The sequence below is a fragment of the Cupriavidus sp. FW305-F7 genome, assembly GCF_058782875.1.
Genome location: NZ_JBYSYC010000086.1, coordinates 1 through 15,001 on the forward strand (window position 1 = coordinate 1; position 15,001 = coordinate 15,001).

Here is a 15,001-nt window from a genome sequence, read left to right on the forward strand (position 1 = left end):
CGGACAATCCGACGGGTAGCAAACTACGTGAGGCAACAGGTCAGCGCGAGTTGCAATTCTGATGAGTCAATGCGCCGGCGTAGCGACAATCATCTTGGCCGGTGGCGGGAACTCGGAGGCGGCGTAGCCGCCGGAGAGTTTCCGCCACCGGCGGCGCCGAGTTGGCCGGGTTCTACGATGGCTGATCGCATCAATAAGCGGTCAGTCCATGTCTGGAACCCGTATTACCGACCAACAGGTTCGCCTCTACATGTCCAAACGCAAACAGCATACCCAGGAGATTGCCGCTGCCAAGGCCGGCATCAGTGTGCGAAGTGCCCGGCGTATCGAACGTGATAGCCAACTGCCTTCGCAGAAGCCCCGCCGTTACTGGCGCTCGCGGCCCGATCCATTCGTCGAGGTCTGGGACACCGAAGTCGTGCCGATGCTTGCTAGCGAGCCGCGCCTGCAAGCCATCACCATTCTGCGCAAGCTTCAGGACGACCATCCCGACCAATACCCTGACAGCATGCGCCGCACGCTCGAACGGCGCATCAGCAAGTGGCGGGCTGTGTCCGGGCCAGCCAAGGAAGTCTTCTTCCCACAGGAACACGCACCGGGGATCCGGGCACTGTCGGACTTCACCGATATGCAGGCGCTGGGCATCACCATCTCCGGCGTTCCATTCCCTCACCGCCTGTATCACTTCGTGTTCGCGTTCTCTCGCTGGGAGTACGCCCTTCACTGGCAGCGAAGCTGCCAGTCCCAAAGTATCGATGAAAGCGGGACGGACTACCTATAATGGGTCGGGAAGAAACAACCGGCGCCCTTCACACAGTTGAATCCGCAGCGGTGGCCGGATCATTCCCCCACTCTCAGCCGCCTCGCAGGTCAGCGATGAATCGGGAGACGGCAATTTCAATACGCCAGCCATCACTGAAAGTCTTGCGGAAAAGTTTTGCAACGCGCTAGACTTGGCTTGTCAGACCTGCAACAGGCTGATGTGGTGCCAGTACGATCGATTCGGCTGGTTCCCGTGTATGGAGGGCACGGTACGCATGCGTGTTTCGCCGCAGGCACGCAAGAAGTGTCCGGCGCTGCCGGAGTTCTGGCAGGCGCGGGCGATCCGCACCATCGATGCACGCGGACGTAGCCGAATTCTGCTGACTTCGCTGTTCGATCGCCGACGCTTCAAACCTGCTGATATCGTCGCCTGTTACGAACGCCGCTGGCAGATCGAAACGAGCTACCGGGAACTGAAGCAGTCGATGCTCGGCATGGAACTGACGCTCCGCAGCCGAACCGTCGATGGGGTATGCCAGGAAATCTGGGGCGCCTTGATCGCCTACAACCTGATTCGTCGCGAGATGGCCTGCGCCGCCCGAGAAGCGAAGCTCGCGCCGACCGACATGAACTTCGTGCGCGCCTTCCATGTCATCCAGCACGAGATGATGTGGGCAGCCGTCACGCCAGCCTACGCCAAATTGCCCGCCTGCCTGCGGCGCCTACGCGAGCGCCTAAAGTCGCTGCCCAGTGTGAAACGACCCGGCCGCTCATGCGACCGGGTCGTCAAATCCCGCCCTTCACGCTACGCCGTTCGCTTCCTCAATAGGGATCTTAACTGAACGGCATTACGCCACCGGGCGGGTTTTGCACTCTGGCCAGACGCGCGCTACCCACCGAAAGATCGGATGGCGCGAATAATCAGCAGTGCAGGAGCGTATGCGTACGACATGCCACCTATTCTGCCACGGGTTCCGATTGACATGCTGTTGATCACCCAGACGCCACAGGCCATTGCCAGCAGAACCTCAAGCCCCGCCAAGTAGTGCTGTCGCTGATTGCGAATCATTATTGGGTGCACTATGCTGATTGCTCCCACGATACGGAGACGTCTCATGCTTAGAATTGGCGCGCTGATGGCAATGGTCCTGGTGTCCGGTTCCGCGCTGGCCAGCGCGAAATGTCCCGCGCACCCCAAGAGCGATTGGATGAAGGAGAGCGATGCCCGCGCCAAGATTGAAGCGCAGGGCTACAACATCAAGAAGTTCAAGGTCGACGGGAATTGCTACGAGATCTACGGCACGACCACGGAAGGAAAGAAGGCGGAGATCTACTTCGATACCAAGACGCTGGACATAGTCAAGGCGGAAATCGAGAAGTAACACCGCACCTCCCTGCCGCCGCGCCATGAAGCCTTCGCGCCAGTCTGTCCAGATCTGGGATCCCATTGTCCGTTTCACGCACTGGGGCGTGGCGGCACTGGTGCTCTGGGACCTGTATGAGGATTCCGGCGGGCCGCTGCACCGCAACCTTGGCTACGCGGTCGCGTGCCTGGTGTTGGTCCGCGTAGAGTGGGGCATGGTGGGCAACGGTGCCGGGAATATCCGCGAATGGCTTCCCGGCCGCGGCGGCGTGGTTGCCTATGTCAAGGCCGCCATTGCCGGGCGTCCGCCCCGCCACCTTGGCCATAATCCGCTTGGCGCGCTGATGATGCTCGTGCTGTGGATCCTCATCCTTTCACTTGCCGCCACCGGCTGGATGTCGAGACTGGATATGTTCTGGGGCGAAGACTGGCCCAAGGAGCTCCATGGCATCCTCGCCGACGCGCTGTTGGCGCTGGTGAGCGTGCATGTTGTCGCCGCGATTCTGATGAGCCGGCTGCACAGGGAGAACCTGATCCTGTCCATGGTGACCGGAAGGAAACCGGCGGCGCCGGATCAACGCAAGCCATCTGCCGGGGACGGCGAACCGGCCAGCTCATCGGACCCGCCTGCTATCTCCGATCCCCGTGCCGTCTCACCGGGCCGCCGCCCGTAGCGCCGCCATGAACTGCAACATGGCCTCCGACGGCAGCTCATTCTTGCGGGTGACAATGCCGTAGCTCGACATGGCGCGCCGGATGGGCACCGGCACGTGTGACAGCATGCGTTCCGCGACGAAGCGCTCGACCACGGCGCGCGGCTGCAGCGAAAGCATATCCGTCGCCTGCAGCAGTTCCAGCGTGGAAAAGATTGACGGTGTTTCCACCATGCCGACCAGGCCCTGGATGCCTGCTGCCGCAATGGTTTCATCGAACAGTTGCCGGATGGCGGTGAGCTGCGGGTAAAGGATCCACGGCCATGCGCCGATGTCGGCAATTTCCAGCCTGGGCCTGTCCAGCAAGGGATGTCCCGGCCGGCAGACGACCCATACCGGCTCTGGCGACAGTGCCTCGAAATCGAAGATCGCCTGGTGCCGTGGCTCGGTCAGGCGCCCGACCATGATGTCCAGCTTCCGGTCTTCCAGCCAGACGGCGAGCTGGTCACTGCTCTGCTCGATCAGCTTGACGACCAGCCGCGGGCGCTGCTGCAGGATCTCGCGGATCGCCGTGGTCACCACCTGCGCGGCCGACGCCGAAATCGCGCCAACCGTGAGGTGGCCGTGCCCGCCGGCCCGCAGCGCTTCCAGTTCGCTCACAAACTTGCCGAGTTCGGCCAGCGCCGTCGATGCGTAGCGCAGCGCGAACTCGCCCAATTCGGTCGGGCGCATATCCCTTGGCAAGCGATCGAACAACCTGGCCTGCAGAGTGTCTTCAATGTCGCTCAGTATCTTCGTGGCAGCCGGCTGGGTGATATGCAGCTGCTCGGCCGCGATGCGCAGGTTGCGGCTGCGTCCCAGCACATCCAGCAGCTGCAGGTGCCGGAAGCGCAGCTTGGCTAGCACGGCGGAAGGGGCGGAAGCAGTTTGTCTGGCCATGAAGGGGGTAAACCCGGCTGAATCAATAACTAAACGGAATCGATTCTACCCAATAATCGATTGGATGTTTATCGGACTGCCACATAGAGTTCCACCCAACGCTGCGGTGGTCGCGGCGCTCATGACAACTACATCAGTGGAGACAATCGATGGCATTGCCGCTCACGCTCAGCGCTACGCAAACGCTTCCTGCCGACGGGCTGGCGGGGACGCTGGTCGGCCGCGCATGGATCCCGGCCGGTGACGGCGTTCCGGCCGGCCCGGCTGTCGTGGTCTTGCGGCCGGATGGTGTATTCGACATTTCCGATGTCGCCCCGACCATGAGCACCCTGCTCGAACAGGACGACCCGCTCACGGTGGTGCACAATGCGCCCGGGCGCTGGATCGGCAAGCTGGACGACCTGCTGGCCAACACGGCCGATCCGCACGGCAGCGACGGCGTGGCCCGCCTGCTGGCGCCATGCGACCTGCAGGTGATCAAGGCGGCAGGCGTGACCTTTGCCGGCAGCTTGGTCGAGCGTGTCATCGAAGAGCAGACCAAGGGCGACCCGCAAGGCGCCGCCGAGGTCCGCAACCGGATCCAGGCGCTGGTGGGCGAGCGCCTGTCCCGGATCCGGCCGGGTTCCCGCGAGGCGGGCGAACTCAAGGCCTTGCTGATCGAGCATGGCATGTGGTCGCAATACCTTGAGGTGGGCATCGGCCCGGACGCCGAGATCTTCACCAAGGCACCGCTGCTTTCGGCGCTTGGCACCGGTACGGAAATCGGACTGCATCCCGGCTCGGCATGGAACAATCCGGAACCCGAGATCGTGCTGGCCATCAACAGCCGCGGTGATGTGCTCGGCGCCACGCTGGGTAATGACGTCAACCTGCGCGACTTCGAGGGCCGCAGTGCGTTGCTGCTGGGCAAGGCCAAGGACAATAACGGCTCCTGCGCGATCGGTCCATTCCTGCGCCTGTTCGACCAGAGTTTCTCGCTCGACGACGTGCGGCGGGCGACGGTGGTTCTGCGTGTCGATGGCCTGGACGGCTTCGTGTTGTCCGGCACCAGCTCGATGGACCAGATCACACGCGACCCGCTGGAGCTGGCCGAGCAGGCAATGGGGGCGACCCACCAGTATCCCGATGGCGCCATGCTGTTCCTCGGCACGCTGTTCGCGCCGGTGGAAGACCGCGACACCGCGGGCGGCGGCTTCACCCACAAGGGTGGTGATCTTGTCACCATCTCCAGCCGCCAGCTCGGCAGCCTGGTCAACCGCGTGGGCCGCAGCGACCGTATCGCTCCGTGGACGTTCGGCGTACGCGCCCTGATGGCCAACCTGGCCGCACGTGGCCACACCACTTTCTGAACGGCGATTTCTGAACGGGCGCCACGGCGCCCCGCCCTGAACACCGCAGCAACCCTCGCGCAAGCAAAAGACGGGGATGCCGCAATCCATGACATGAGGCCGCGACGCGCGGCTTCGTACCGGAGACAAACCCATGCAGACTCAAGCTGCCAACCGCGATCCGCTCGCAAGCGCGGTAAGCAAGGCCCGCCTGCGCCTCGCGCCTTTCCTTGCACTGATGTTCGCGCTGTCAATGCTCGACCGCTCCAACGTCGGCTTCGTCAAGCAAGCCCTGATGGTCGATTCCAATATCGGCAACGCGGCCTATGCGCTTGGCGCCGGCATTTTCTTCATCGGCTATGCCGTCTTCGAAATCCCCAGCAACCTGATTCTGCACCGGGTCGGCGCCAGGGTCTGGCTCAGCCGCATCATGGTCACCTGGGGGCTGGCCTCGGCGGCCATGATGTTCGCGCATGACGAGACCTCGTTCTACGTGCTGCGCTTTATCCTTGGCGTCGCCGAAGCGGGCTTCTCGCCGGGCGTGATCCTGTACTCGACCTACTGGTTCCCGGCCAGCCAGCGCGGCAAGGCGCTCGGCGTCTACTACTTCGGCTTGCCGGTGGCACTGGTGCTGGGCGGGCCGGTCTCGGGGCTGCTGCTCGATGTGATGGGTGGCCAGCTGGCCCTGCGCAACTGGCAATGGATGTTCATCATCGAAGGCCTGGCGGCGTCGGTGGTGGGCGTGATCGCCTTCTTCTACCTAGTCAGCAAGCCGCGCGATGCCAAGTGGCTGAACGCCGACGAGAAGACTGCGCTCGAAGCCGCTATCACCGCGGAAGACAACCAGAAGACCGCGCATGGCCCGGCAACCGCACTGAGCGCGCTGGGCAACTGGCAAGTGCTGCGTTTCGTCGCCATCTACTTCGCCATCCAGGTCAGCGTCTACGGCGTCATCTTCTACCTGCCGACGCGTATTTCCGAGCTGACCGGCACGGCGATTGGTGCCAAGGTCGGCCTGCTCACCGCGATTCCGTGGCTGTGCGCGCTGGTTTCCCTGCGTCTGATCACCGGCATCGCGGACGCCAGGGGCAAGCAACGGGAATTCGCCATGGCCATGCTCGCGATGGCGGCCACCGGCATCGCACTGTCGACGCTGGGGCACGAACTGGTGCCCGTGCTGATGGCGTTCTGCCTGGCTACCGTCGGCTTTGTCGTGGTCCAGCCGCTGTTCTGGACGCTGCCCACCGCGTACCTGAGTGGCACCGCTGCGGCCAGCGGCATCGCCCTGATCGGGGCGCTGGGCAATCTCGGTGGCTTTATCGCGCCGACGCTGAAGACCGCTGTCGAATCCGCATTCCATAGCCAGCAAGCGGGCATGCTGGCCCTGGCCATCGCAGGCGTGGTCGGCGTGCTGCTGCTGATGAGCATCGGCGCACGGGCCCGCCGCGATTCGACGTTGCGGCTTGGCTCCTCCGAGGCGGCCTGACCGCGTCCCGTATTCCCTGCATCCAAACACCTGACATGACCATCCTCGGACTTCACTACATCGGCGGCGAACGCCGTGCCGCCGGCACCCCGCTGTACAGCGTTGACGCCGTGACCGGCGAGCGATACCCGGTCAGCTTCCACGAAGCCACCGGAGCCGAAGTTGCAGCAGCCGCGCTGGCCGCGCACCAGGCCTTCCCCGCATTCCGCGCCAGCAGCCCGGCCGAACGCGCCGCGCTGCTGGAAACCATCGCCGATGAAATCGATGCGCTGGACCAGGCGTTCATCGCGGCGGCCAGCCGCGAGACCGCCCTGCCGCCGGCGCGGCTGGAAGGCGAGCGCAAGCGCACCAGCAATCAGCTGCGCATGTTCGCGGCCACGGTATGGCGCGGTGACTTCCTCGATGTCCGCATCGACCGCGCGCAGCCTGCGCGCCAGCCGCTGCCGCGGCCCGACCTGCGGCAGTACCGCGTCGGCGTGGGTCCGGTGGCGGTCTTCGGCGCCGGCAATTTCCCACTCGCATTCTCGGTGGCCGGCGGCGACACGGCTTCGGCGCTGGCAGCGGGCTGCCCGGTGGTGGTGAAGGCGCATCCGGGCCACATGGTCACGTCTGCATACGTGGCCAATGCAATCGAACGCGCGATCGCGCGCAGCGGTGCGCCGGCGGGCGTCTTCAACATGGTGTTCGGCACCGCAGCCGCCGGCGCGGCACTGGTACGGGCGCCGCACATCAAGGCCGTAGGCTTTACCGGGTCACTGGCTGCGGGCCGGGCGTTGTTCGATCTGGCGCAATCGAGGCCGGATCCGATTCCGGTGTTTGCGGAGATGTCGAGCGTGAACCCGGTGTTTCTGATGCCCTCGGCACTGTCCGCTCGCGGCGCGCAGATTGCGCGCGAACTGGCAGCCTCGGTGACCTTCGGCTGCGGCCAGCTTTGCACCAACCCGGGGTTGGTGCTTGGCATCCGCTCGCCGGCATTCGATGCGTTCGTCGCCGAACTCGGCACGGCACTGGCGCTGGCCGAGCCGCAGCCCATGCTGGGCGCCGGCATCCGGGACAATTTCCAGCGCGGGCTGGCCGGCTTGCGCGAAGTCCCCGGCGTGGAAGTCCTGGTGTCAAAGCAAGCGGACGGCCGCATCGGCGGACATCTGCTGAAGGCCGATCGCAGCGTGCTGTTTGCGGAAAATCGTCCGCTGGAGGAGGAGGTATTCGGCCCGTCGACGGTGATCGTCGCGCTGGATTCCGAAGATGACTTCCTGGCCTTTGCCGAACGGATGCGCGGCCAGCTTACGGCCACGCTGATGGCCGATGACGGTGACCTCCATCACCACGCCGCGCTGATCGCGCTATTGGAAAGCAAGGTCGGCCGTTTGCTCTTCAACGGTTACCCGACCGGCGTGGAAGTCAGCGACGCCATCGTCCACGGCGGCCCCTACCCGGCTACCACCGATGCGCGCGGCACCTCCGTCGGCAGCGCTGCCATCGAGCGCTTCCTGCGCCCGGTGTGCTACCAGAACTATCCCGATTCCGTGCTCCCACCGGCCTTGCGCGACCGTAACCCGTGGCAGCTGCCGCGCCTGGTCGACGGCGTGCCGACACGCGCCGCGCTGCAAGGCGCGCACGATCTGGAGGCCGCAGCATGAGCGTCGTCCTGGAACAGGAAGCAGCAACCGCGGCCGAACTCGTCATACGGCTGCATCCGGATGACGATGTCGTCATCGCGCGTGCGCAACTGGTGGCAGGCGCGCGCCTCGGCGCAGGCCTGGTGGTGCGCGGCCTGGTGCCCGCAGGGCACAAGCTGGCAGTGCGCGCCCTTGAAGCCGGCGCGCCGGTGCGGCGCTACGGGCAGATCATCGGCTTCGCTACGCGTCCGGTCGCACCGGGCGAGCACGTCCACACCCACAACCTGGCCATCGGCGAGTTCGAGCGCGACTACGCGTTTGGTACCGCGACGCGCCCTGCCGCCGTGGCGCCGCAGCGCGCGCAGTTCATGGGCATCGTCCGCGCCGATGGGCGGGTCGGCACGCGCAACTACATCGGCATCCTTACCTCCGTCAATTGCTCTGCCACCGCGGCACGCGCCATCGCCGAGCATTTCCGGCGCGAGCTCAATCCGCAGGCGCTGGCAGACTACCCGAACGTGGATGGCGTGGTGGCGCTGACGCACGGGCAAGGCTGCGCGGTGGATGGCGAAGGCGAAGGCCTGGCGCTGCTGCGACGCACGTTGGCGGGCTATGCGCGCCACCCCAACTTTGCCGCCGTGCTGATCGTCGGGCTGGGCTGCGAAACCAACCAGATCGACGGCCTGCTCGACAACGAGGGACTGGCGCGCGGCGCCGCGCTGAAAACCATGACCATCCAGGCCACCGGCGGCACGGCCCGTACGGTGGCGGCAGGCATCGAGCAGATCAAGGCGATGCTGCCCGACGCCAACCGGGTGCGACGCGAGCCCGTCGATGCCAGCCACCTGGTGGTCGGACTGCAATGCGGCGGCTCCGACGGCTATTCCGGCATCAGCGCCAATCCCGCGCTCGGCGCAGCCGTCGACCGGCTGGTGGCGCACGGGGGTACCGCCATCCTGTCGGAGACGCCGGAGATCTATGGCGCCGAGCATTTGCTGACGCGCCGTGCCGTCTCGCCGGAAGTCGGGCACAAGCTGCTCGACCGCATCCGCTGGTGGGAAGCCTACTGCGCGCGCATGAACGCCAGCCTGGACAACAACCCGTCCGCCGGCAACAAGGCGGGCGGACTCACCACCATCCTGGAGAAATCGCTCGGTGCCGTGGCCAAGGGCGGCACCACCAACCTGGTCGACGTATACCGCTACGCAGAGCCGGTGGAGGCGGCTGGCCTGGTCTTCATGGACACCCCTGGCTACGATCCGGTCTCGGCGACCGGACAGGTGGCCGGCGGCGCCAACCTGATCTGCTTTACCACCGGGCGCGGCTCCGCCTATGGCTGTGCACCGTCCCCGTCCCTGAAGCTCGGCACCAATACCGCCTTGTGGCAGCGCCAGCAGGAGGATATCGACATCAACTGCGGCACCGTGATCGACGGCACGCAGACGATCGACGCGCTTGGGGAAGAGATTTTCCGCCTCATGCTGGCGGCAGCGTCGGGACAGCGCTCAAAGAGCGAATTGCACGGTTACGGCCAGAACGAGTTCGTTCCCTGGCAGCTTGGCGCGATCACCTGACGGGGCATCCGCGCGGCTGGCGTCACTCGCCACTGGCCTTTGCATTCGACCCCACGCTGAGCGTGCCTGTCATGGTCGGATGCAAGGTACAGGTGTACGGGAACACGCCGGTCTTCCTTGCCGTGTACGTCCACGACTTACCCGGGGCGATGGCCTTGGAATCAAAGCCGCCGCCCGACGCGGTCACGGTATGCGGAAACGGGTCCTTATTGACCCACACCACAACGTCACCGCGCCGTACGGCGAGTGTCCGCGGTACGTATGCAGTACCGTCCATCAGCACGGTATGGGTAGCCGGCCGGCCAAGCGCCGGCCAACTGGCACAACTCCCCGCCACCATAAGCAGCGGAATCCAGGCAGCAAGCCGATGCCGGCTCCCGGTGCGATCCACGCGCTCTGTCACTTCTTGCCCAGCGAACCCTGGATTTGCTTGGCATGCTCAAGATGCGCCACGAAGGCCGGACGAACCTTCACCAGCAACGCCTTCAGCTCTTCGTTCTTGGCGCCGGGAATCAACGTCTTGTCCATCGCGTCGATCACGGCCTGGTGATAAGTCACCTCATTGTCGATATAGGCGCTATCGAACTCCGCACCCTTGAGGCCTTTGAGCTTGCTGAGATTCTTGTCGCCATCCGACTTGAGGCTTGTGCTGGTCGGATTGCCCTCTGGCTTCACCTTCAGCTTCTTTACCAGGGCGGTGGCCGACTTGTTGACACCGGTGTGATCCGTGATCATCTGTCGCGCGAACGCCTTCACGTCCTTGCCAGATGCCTTCCTTTTTGCCAATTTCCCGGCGTCGATATCGACCTGATTTGCTGTGACCACGATCGAGGCGATCTGCGCGTCGTTGACAGCATCCTGGGCAAACGTCGTGCCTGCCGAAAACAATATGGCCGCAGCCAAGGCGAAATTTGCAAGTTTCATGGCGTCACATCCTATTGTTCGAGTCGAAAAATAAGGAGTATAGAAAACTCTGTCACGTTGTGAACTAATTGTGTCGCGATCGCCTGCCCGGCGGTTGACGTCACGCCGCCCGCCTTGGCGCACGCGATTCCCGGTGGCCCCGCACAACCACCACTAACGGGCACCGGCCCGCTGCGTCGTCCATCGGCGATACCGCCGCGTCTGGCACGAAGTGGACAGCTGCTGCAACACTAGCGCCCTGACGGGCGAGATGCGTGGGTCCGTGACACGTCCCTCACTGAGCCGTTTGAGCTGGAACTTGACGACGGCCATATTGGCCAGGGAGCCCAGCGTCTTGTTCTTCCAGGTGATCGATCGCAGCGCGGGCGCATTGTTCTTTCCTGCATGCCAGTTGCGCGGCAGGTTCGGGTCGATGGACAGCGCTGTGGCGATGCCCGCCATGGCGATGCCACTGTCGATCACCTGTTCGGCCACGGCGCGGCGGCGGATGCCTCCGGTGACCATCAAGGGCATGCGCGCGACGGACGCGATGTCGCGCGCAAACTCCAGGAAGTAGGCTTCCCGGGCCAGCGTGCGGCCATCACGGGCTTGCCCCTGCATTGCCGGCGCCTCATAGCTTCCGCCCGACAGCTCGATCAGGTCGACGTTGAGCGGGTTGAGCATCTCGACCACCCGCCTCGCGTCATCGGCGCTGAAGCCGCCGCGCTGGAAGTCAGCCGAATTCAGCTTGACCGAGACCGCGAACCGGGGCGATACCGCGCTTCGTACGGACCGGACGATGCCGAGCAGCAGGCGCGCACGGTTCTCGATACTGCCGCCCCACTGGTCCTGCCGCTTGTTGGCGATCGGTGACAGGAACTGGCTCAACAGGTAGCCATGGGCCGCATGAATCTGCACCCCGGTAAAGCCGCTTCGTTCCGCCAGTTGGGCGGATCGTGTAAAGCGCTGCTGTACGTCGGCGATGTCCCGGCCGGTCATTTCCCTGGGCACGGGAAACTGCTTGGACAGCGCCCCGAGGTCCAGCGGAACGGCCGACGGCGCCAAGGTGGTCTGGCCGAGTGCCGCAGGCATCTGGCGCCCGGGGTGGTTGATTTGCATCCAGACATGGGCGCCGCCGGCCCGTGCGGTGCGGGCCCAACGCCGGAAGCGGTCCAGGCGGGTGTCGTCTTCCAGGACCACACCGTTGGGCCCGGTCATAGCACGGTGATCCACCATGACGTTGCCGGTCAGGATCAGGCCTGCCATGCCGTTGGCCCAGGCGTCGTACAAGCGCAGCAGCGCATCCGATGGGGCGTGGTCCGCATCCGCCATATTCTCTTCCATGGCCGCTTTGGCGAGACGGTTGGGAATCACAGCGCCGTTGGGCAGGGCAAGGGGTGTGAACAGCTTCATGGGAGGCATCCTGATTTGACCAGAGCCCGACTTTAAGCTTAAAGTCAACTTTAAGGTCAAGGCCTCTGGAGAATGCGGATGAAAATCGGAGAACTGGCTCGACTGAGTGGCATTGCCGCCTCACGCATCCGGTTTTATGAAGCGAGCGGCCTGCTCGAGCCCGCGCAGCGGCAAGCCAACGGCTATCGCGAATACGCGCCGGAAACGTTGACCAGGCTGGAGATCATCATGTGTGCGCAAGGCTCGGGCTTCTCCCTGGAAGAGATTCGAGCCATCCTGCCACCAGACCTGGACAAGTGGCCACATGACCAACTCCTCCAAGCCCTGCGGCGCAAGGTCGATGAGATCGAGTTGCTGGAGCAGCGTCTGGCGCAGAGCAAGCACCGCCTCGTCGCACTGATCGACGAGATCAACGGCACCAGGGAAGGCGAAGATTGCGAGGGCAAGGCCAGGCGGGTCCTGGAGCGAATGAATCAGGATGGCAACGGTGGTGCCCCGGCGGGTCTCCCAGGTCGTAGGACGAGGACGTCAAGAAAAGGAATTCCTCTGTAACGAGGCGTCAGGTTCGCCTATGCTGTCCAATGCGGCAGATGCAAAATCCGCACAGGTCCCATGGATCTGAAAACAAGAAGGGGGAAGTCCCCGGAACGGAAGGCGCCATCAGGATTGCGCTTTCCGTGCGCTTGCTTGGCCGAGTCACGGGGTGGTGACCCATCGCACACGAGGCATGTTGCCAGCTCGTGGGCGGGATACTCCGTTGACGACAACATGACAGACGCCTTCCTGTTTAGTAAGCCGTTCACGTTTCTCGCCTGCGCCGGCATGTCGGAAGTCAGGGAAGGGGTTGATGTACTGGAAGCCCTCCCCGGCCACTTGCTCTGGCTCGAGAACGAGGACTACATCCGCCGGGTCTACGTGCCCGATTTCCTGGAACAGAGCCGCGCTGCCCTTGAGGCGGTGATGCCGGGCGGGCCAGCGCAGATCGATGCCATGGCCGACGAGATCCGGCACAGCCCCCGCCTGATGCCGGATCTGCAGCGGCTCTCTCCGGAGATCGCCGCTGCCGCCCACTCGTACTGCTATTGGCGCTACAGCGCAGACGTGGTCGGGCGCGCGCAGGGCATTCCGCGCAGCGCCATCGAGCGCCAGTTCGACCGGGCGGCGCGACCTCGGGACGGCGCGCACAAGCTGCAATGGATCTGCCCGTGCTGCGACGGACCGGCGCACTATCAGGTCGACGGGCTGCTCGCCTCGCAGCGGCCGGCACGGCAGGGCGGCTTCTCAATCGAATGCGCACACTGCGGACACCAGGAACGGCTGTACGCCGGTTTCCTGCATGCGGGCCGCCTGGAATGCCGCTGCGCGCATTGCACGGGTTTTATCAAGACGCTGGCCGGCCAGCTGGCCAGGCCCGCGCGCAGGCTGTGCGCGGCGCTGGAGGACTATGCATGGATGCATGCTGTGGATACCGCGGCAGAGATCCGCGAACTCTGGGAAGCGTCATTGCAGATGCTGGCAAGCGGAGCCAGGCCGTCCGACAACACGATGGCATTCGCCCTGGCCATCCAGTCAGACGAGGCGCGCCCCATCCCGGACATTCTCAGCCAGATCGACCCGACGCTCGAAGGCCGGCTCGACAAGAATCCAAGGGCCTGGGTACTGCTGTGCGAGCTGCTGCGCGAAGGCGTGCTGGACGCCGACTGCGCGATCTATGACCATGACGGCCGCCAGCACGTGGCGCTTGAGCTTGCCCTGCTAGAAGACGACCAGGCAGCCGACAGCGCCACTGCGCAAGACAGCCTGGCTACCTTGCTGAAGGGCTACCAGCCACCGGAGCGCGATGCCTTCATCAACTGGCTGAAGGCGCTGAAGCGCTTGCGGCTTTGCACCGCCAGGTTCAATGCCGCCGTGGACGTTGCCTGGAAGCCCAACCTGGAGCATTGCCGCATCCTGACCGCGCGATGGTCTGACGGCCAGCCAGCGCCCGCCGCGCAGGCCAGCGCCGCATGGCTGCCGGCCGCGCCGCGCCCGCGCCGCCCGGAACGGCCGGTGTACCTGGACGCGGAGCTGGAGGCGGTGCAGTTGCTGAAGTCGCTGGGCTATATCGTCCTCAGTCCGGAGGAGATTCGCTCGCAACGAGATCCCATCGAGGATATGTTGTGAAGCGGCAAGCGCAGTCCCAGGGTGTGGGGAATCTTGTCCGCACTCCGATCATCTGCGAAACGTAGTTCGACTGCCTGAACCGCGAATGTGTGTGGTTGCCAACCATCGCCTCCTGCCGGCGCCGCACCCAGCCTTGGCGGCAGAAAACGTGCTTGCTAGACTGCCTTACGCATGCCTGGGCGGGCCTGCAGCAGCGCAGCGTCCACCCCGCCATGGGCCGCGCAAACAGGCAGGGAGAAGCCAATGAGCAACGACAACAAGCCTGGCGGCACATTGACGCGGCGCGATTTCCTCCAGACTGCCGGGGTTGGCACCATGGCATTGGGTCTTGGCGCAGGCGCGGATGCCAAGGATGCCCCTGCCGGGGCAAGCGACGCGGCCCAGGCCACCGGGAGCCCGGCATCGGGACCGTACAACATCCTGTTTATCCTTGTTGACCAGGAACGCTACTTCCGACCTGGCGAGTTGCCCAAGGGCTATGGCCTGCCTGCACATGAACGCTTGATGAAGCGCGGTACGACCTTTTTGACATCCTTATACGATCTTGCGCAACTGCATGTGCATGCTTTCAATGGCGTTGGTCGTGTAGATGATCCTGCGTACTTCGGGCGGGTAGACGAAGAACGGGATGACCTGTTCCCATTGGCGGCGCCACATGTCGGCCACCGTGGGGAATTTGCGGCCCCAATCGCTGGCGGCGAACGCCTGCAGCGCGCCGGCGGCGGCGTCGGCCGTGGCAGCCTGGTAAATCGGCTTGAGCGCGGCCGCCAGGCCCTTGCGGTCCTTCCAGCTCGCCAG

Annotated in this window: 11 protein-coding genes and 5 pseudogenes; 11 read left to right on the forward strand and 5 right to left on the reverse strand. The window is 64.6% G+C overall.

What is annotated here, in order from left to right; all coding sequences use genetic code 11:
• Nucleotides 1–208: 208 nt before the first annotated feature.
• The 4 genes and pseudogenes from AC3WL8_RS38635 to AC3WL8_RS38650 form a co-directional block, all read left to right on the forward strand.
• A pseudogene (locus AC3WL8_RS38635) lies at nt 209–718 on the forward strand (IS21 family transposase); the annotation flags it as partial.
• A 304-nt stretch (nt 719–1,022) separates the two neighbouring features.
• Nucleotides 1,023–1,604 (forward strand): annotated as a pseudogene (locus AC3WL8_RS38640) (transposase); the annotation flags it as partial.
• A 273-nt stretch (nt 1,605–1,877) separates the two neighbouring features.
• Entirely contained in the window at nt 1,878–2,144 is a 267-nt protein-coding gene (locus tag AC3WL8_RS38645) for a PepSY domain-containing protein (protein WP_492380158.1), read from the forward strand.
• Nucleotides 2,145–2,169: 25 nt separating this feature from the next.
• Nucleotides 2,170–2,685 (forward strand): annotated as a pseudogene (locus AC3WL8_RS38650) (cytochrome b/b6 domain-containing protein); the annotation flags it as partial.
• Nucleotides 2,686–2,778: 93 nt separating this feature from the next.
• On the opposite strand, the gene AC3WL8_RS38655 reads toward AC3WL8_RS38650, so the two are convergent.
• Nucleotides 2,779–3,717 (reverse strand): LysR substrate-binding domain-containing protein, encoded by a 939-nt coding sequence (locus AC3WL8_RS38655; protein ID WP_013952049.1) that lies wholly within the window; start codon nt 3,715–3,717, stop codon nt 2,779–2,781.
• 149 nt (nt 3,718–3,866) lie between these two features.
• Between AC3WL8_RS38655 and AC3WL8_RS38660 the strand changes: the two genes are divergently transcribed.
• The 4 genes from AC3WL8_RS38660 (at nt 3,867) to AC3WL8_RS38675 (ending at nt 9,724) form a co-directional block, all read left to right on the forward strand.
• Complete coding sequence (locus AC3WL8_RS38660) at nt 3,867–5,066, forward strand: fumarylacetoacetate hydrolase family protein (RefSeq protein ID WP_492380159.1); 1,200 nt, start codon at nt 3,867–3,869, stop codon at nt 5,064–5,066.
• Nucleotides 5,067–5,199: 133 nt separating this feature from the next.
• Nucleotides 5,200–6,531 carry an MFS transporter gene (locus AC3WL8_RS38665; protein WP_211979613.1) on the forward strand — a complete coding sequence of 444 codons (1,332 nt, stop codon included), beginning with the start codon at nt 5,200–5,202 and terminating at the stop codon, nt 6,529–6,531.
• Between the two features lie 35 nt (nt 6,532–6,566).
• Entirely contained in the window at nt 6,567–8,171 is a 1,605-nt protein-coding gene (locus AC3WL8_RS38670) for an aldehyde dehydrogenase (NADP(+)) (RefSeq protein WP_492380160.1), read from the forward strand.
• On the forward strand, nt 8,168–9,724 hold the full coding sequence (locus tag AC3WL8_RS38675) for a UxaA family hydrolase (RefSeq protein WP_492380161.1): 1,557 nt from the start codon (nt 8,168–8,170) through the stop codon (nt 9,722–9,724). Before AC3WL8_RS38670 ends, AC3WL8_RS38675 begins: the two co-directional genes overlap by 4 nt.
• A 22-nt stretch (nt 9,725–9,746) precedes the next feature.
• Here AC3WL8_RS38675 and AC3WL8_RS38680 read toward each other — a convergent pair whose 3' ends face one another.
• The 3 genes from AC3WL8_RS38680 to AC3WL8_RS38690 all read right to left on the reverse strand — a co-directional run bounded on the left by AC3WL8_RS38680 (nt 9,747) and on the right by AC3WL8_RS38690 (nt 12,040).
• Nucleotides 9,747–10,064, reverse strand: a complete 318-nt coding sequence (locus AC3WL8_RS38680) for a cupredoxin domain-containing protein (protein ID WP_080569577.1) — start codon at nt 10,062–10,064, stop codon at nt 9,747–9,749.
• A gap of 59 nt (nt 10,065–10,123) precedes the next feature.
• Entirely contained in the window at nt 10,124–10,648 is a 525-nt protein-coding gene (locus AC3WL8_RS38685; RefSeq protein ID WP_211979610.1) for a DUF4142 domain-containing protein, read from the reverse strand.
• Nucleotides 10,649–10,801: 153 nt separating this feature from the next.
• Nucleotides 10,802–12,040 carry an NADH:flavin oxidoreductase/NADH oxidase family protein gene (locus AC3WL8_RS38690; RefSeq protein WP_211982248.1) on the reverse strand — a complete coding sequence of 413 codons (1,239 nt, stop codon included), beginning with the start codon at nt 12,038–12,040 and terminating at the stop codon, nt 10,802–10,804.
• Nucleotides 12,041–12,118: 78 nt separating this feature from the next.
• On the opposite strand from AC3WL8_RS38690, the gene AC3WL8_RS38695 reads away from it, so the two are divergent.
• The 3 genes and pseudogenes from AC3WL8_RS38695 to AC3WL8_RS38705 form a co-directional block, all read left to right on the forward strand.
• Entirely contained in the window at nt 12,119–12,592 is a 474-nt protein-coding gene (locus AC3WL8_RS38695; protein WP_013952041.1) for a MerR family transcriptional regulator, read from the forward strand.
• Between the two features lie 216 nt (nt 12,593–12,808).
• A complete protein-coding gene (locus AC3WL8_RS38700; protein ID WP_041228529.1) occupies nt 12,809–14,203 on the forward strand; it encodes a hypothetical protein in 1,395 nt (464 codons plus the stop codon).
• A gap of 243 nt (nt 14,204–14,446) precedes the next feature.
• Nucleotides 14,447–14,539 (forward strand): annotated as a pseudogene (locus AC3WL8_RS38705) (twin-arginine translocation signal domain-containing protein); the annotation flags it as partial.
• A gap of 201 nt (nt 14,540–14,740) precedes the next feature.
• Here AC3WL8_RS38705 and AC3WL8_RS38710 read toward each other — a convergent pair.
• Nucleotides 14,741–15,001 (reverse strand): annotated as a pseudogene (locus AC3WL8_RS38710) (transposase); the annotation flags it as partial.

What these genes read in the sequence shown, in the direction of transcription:
- AC3WL8_RS38645 (WP_492380158.1), top strand. Translation starts at nt 1,878, where the DNA reads ATGCTTAGAATTGGCGCGCTGATGGCAATGGTCCTGGTGTCCGGTTCC.
- AC3WL8_RS38655 (WP_013952049.1), bottom strand. Translation starts at nt 3,717, where the DNA reads ATGGCCAGACAAACTGCTTCCGCCCCTTCCGCCGTGCTAGCCAAGCTG.
- AC3WL8_RS38660 (WP_492380159.1), top strand. Translation starts at nt 3,867, where the DNA reads ATGGCATTGCCGCTCACGCTCAGCGCTACGCAAACGCTTCCTGCCGAC.
- AC3WL8_RS38665 (WP_211979613.1), top strand. Translation starts at nt 5,200, where the DNA reads ATGCAGACTCAAGCTGCCAACCGCGATCCGCTCGCAAGCGCGGTAAGC.
- AC3WL8_RS38670 (WP_492380160.1), top strand. Translation starts at nt 6,567, where the DNA reads ATGACCATCCTCGGACTTCACTACATCGGCGGCGAACGCCGTGCCGCC.
- AC3WL8_RS38675 (WP_492380161.1), top strand. Translation starts at nt 8,168, where the DNA reads ATGAGCGTCGTCCTGGAACAGGAAGCAGCAACCGCGGCCGAACTCGTC.
- AC3WL8_RS38680 (WP_080569577.1), bottom strand. Translation starts at nt 10,064, where the DNA reads ATGGTGGCGGGGAGTTGTGCCAGTTGGCCGGCGCTTGGCCGGCCGGCT.
- AC3WL8_RS38685 (WP_211979610.1), bottom strand. Translation starts at nt 10,648, where the DNA reads ATGAAACTTGCAAATTTCGCCTTGGCTGCGGCCATATTGTTTTCGGCA.
- AC3WL8_RS38690 (WP_211982248.1), bottom strand. Translation starts at nt 12,040, where the DNA reads ATGAAGCTGTTCACACCCCTTGCCCTGCCCAACGGCGCTGTGATTCCC.
- AC3WL8_RS38695 (WP_013952041.1), top strand. Translation starts at nt 12,119, where the DNA reads ATGAAAATCGGAGAACTGGCTCGACTGAGTGGCATTGCCGCCTCACGC.
- AC3WL8_RS38700 (WP_041228529.1), top strand. Translation starts at nt 12,809, where the DNA reads ATGACAGACGCCTTCCTGTTTAGTAAGCCGTTCACGTTTCTCGCCTGC.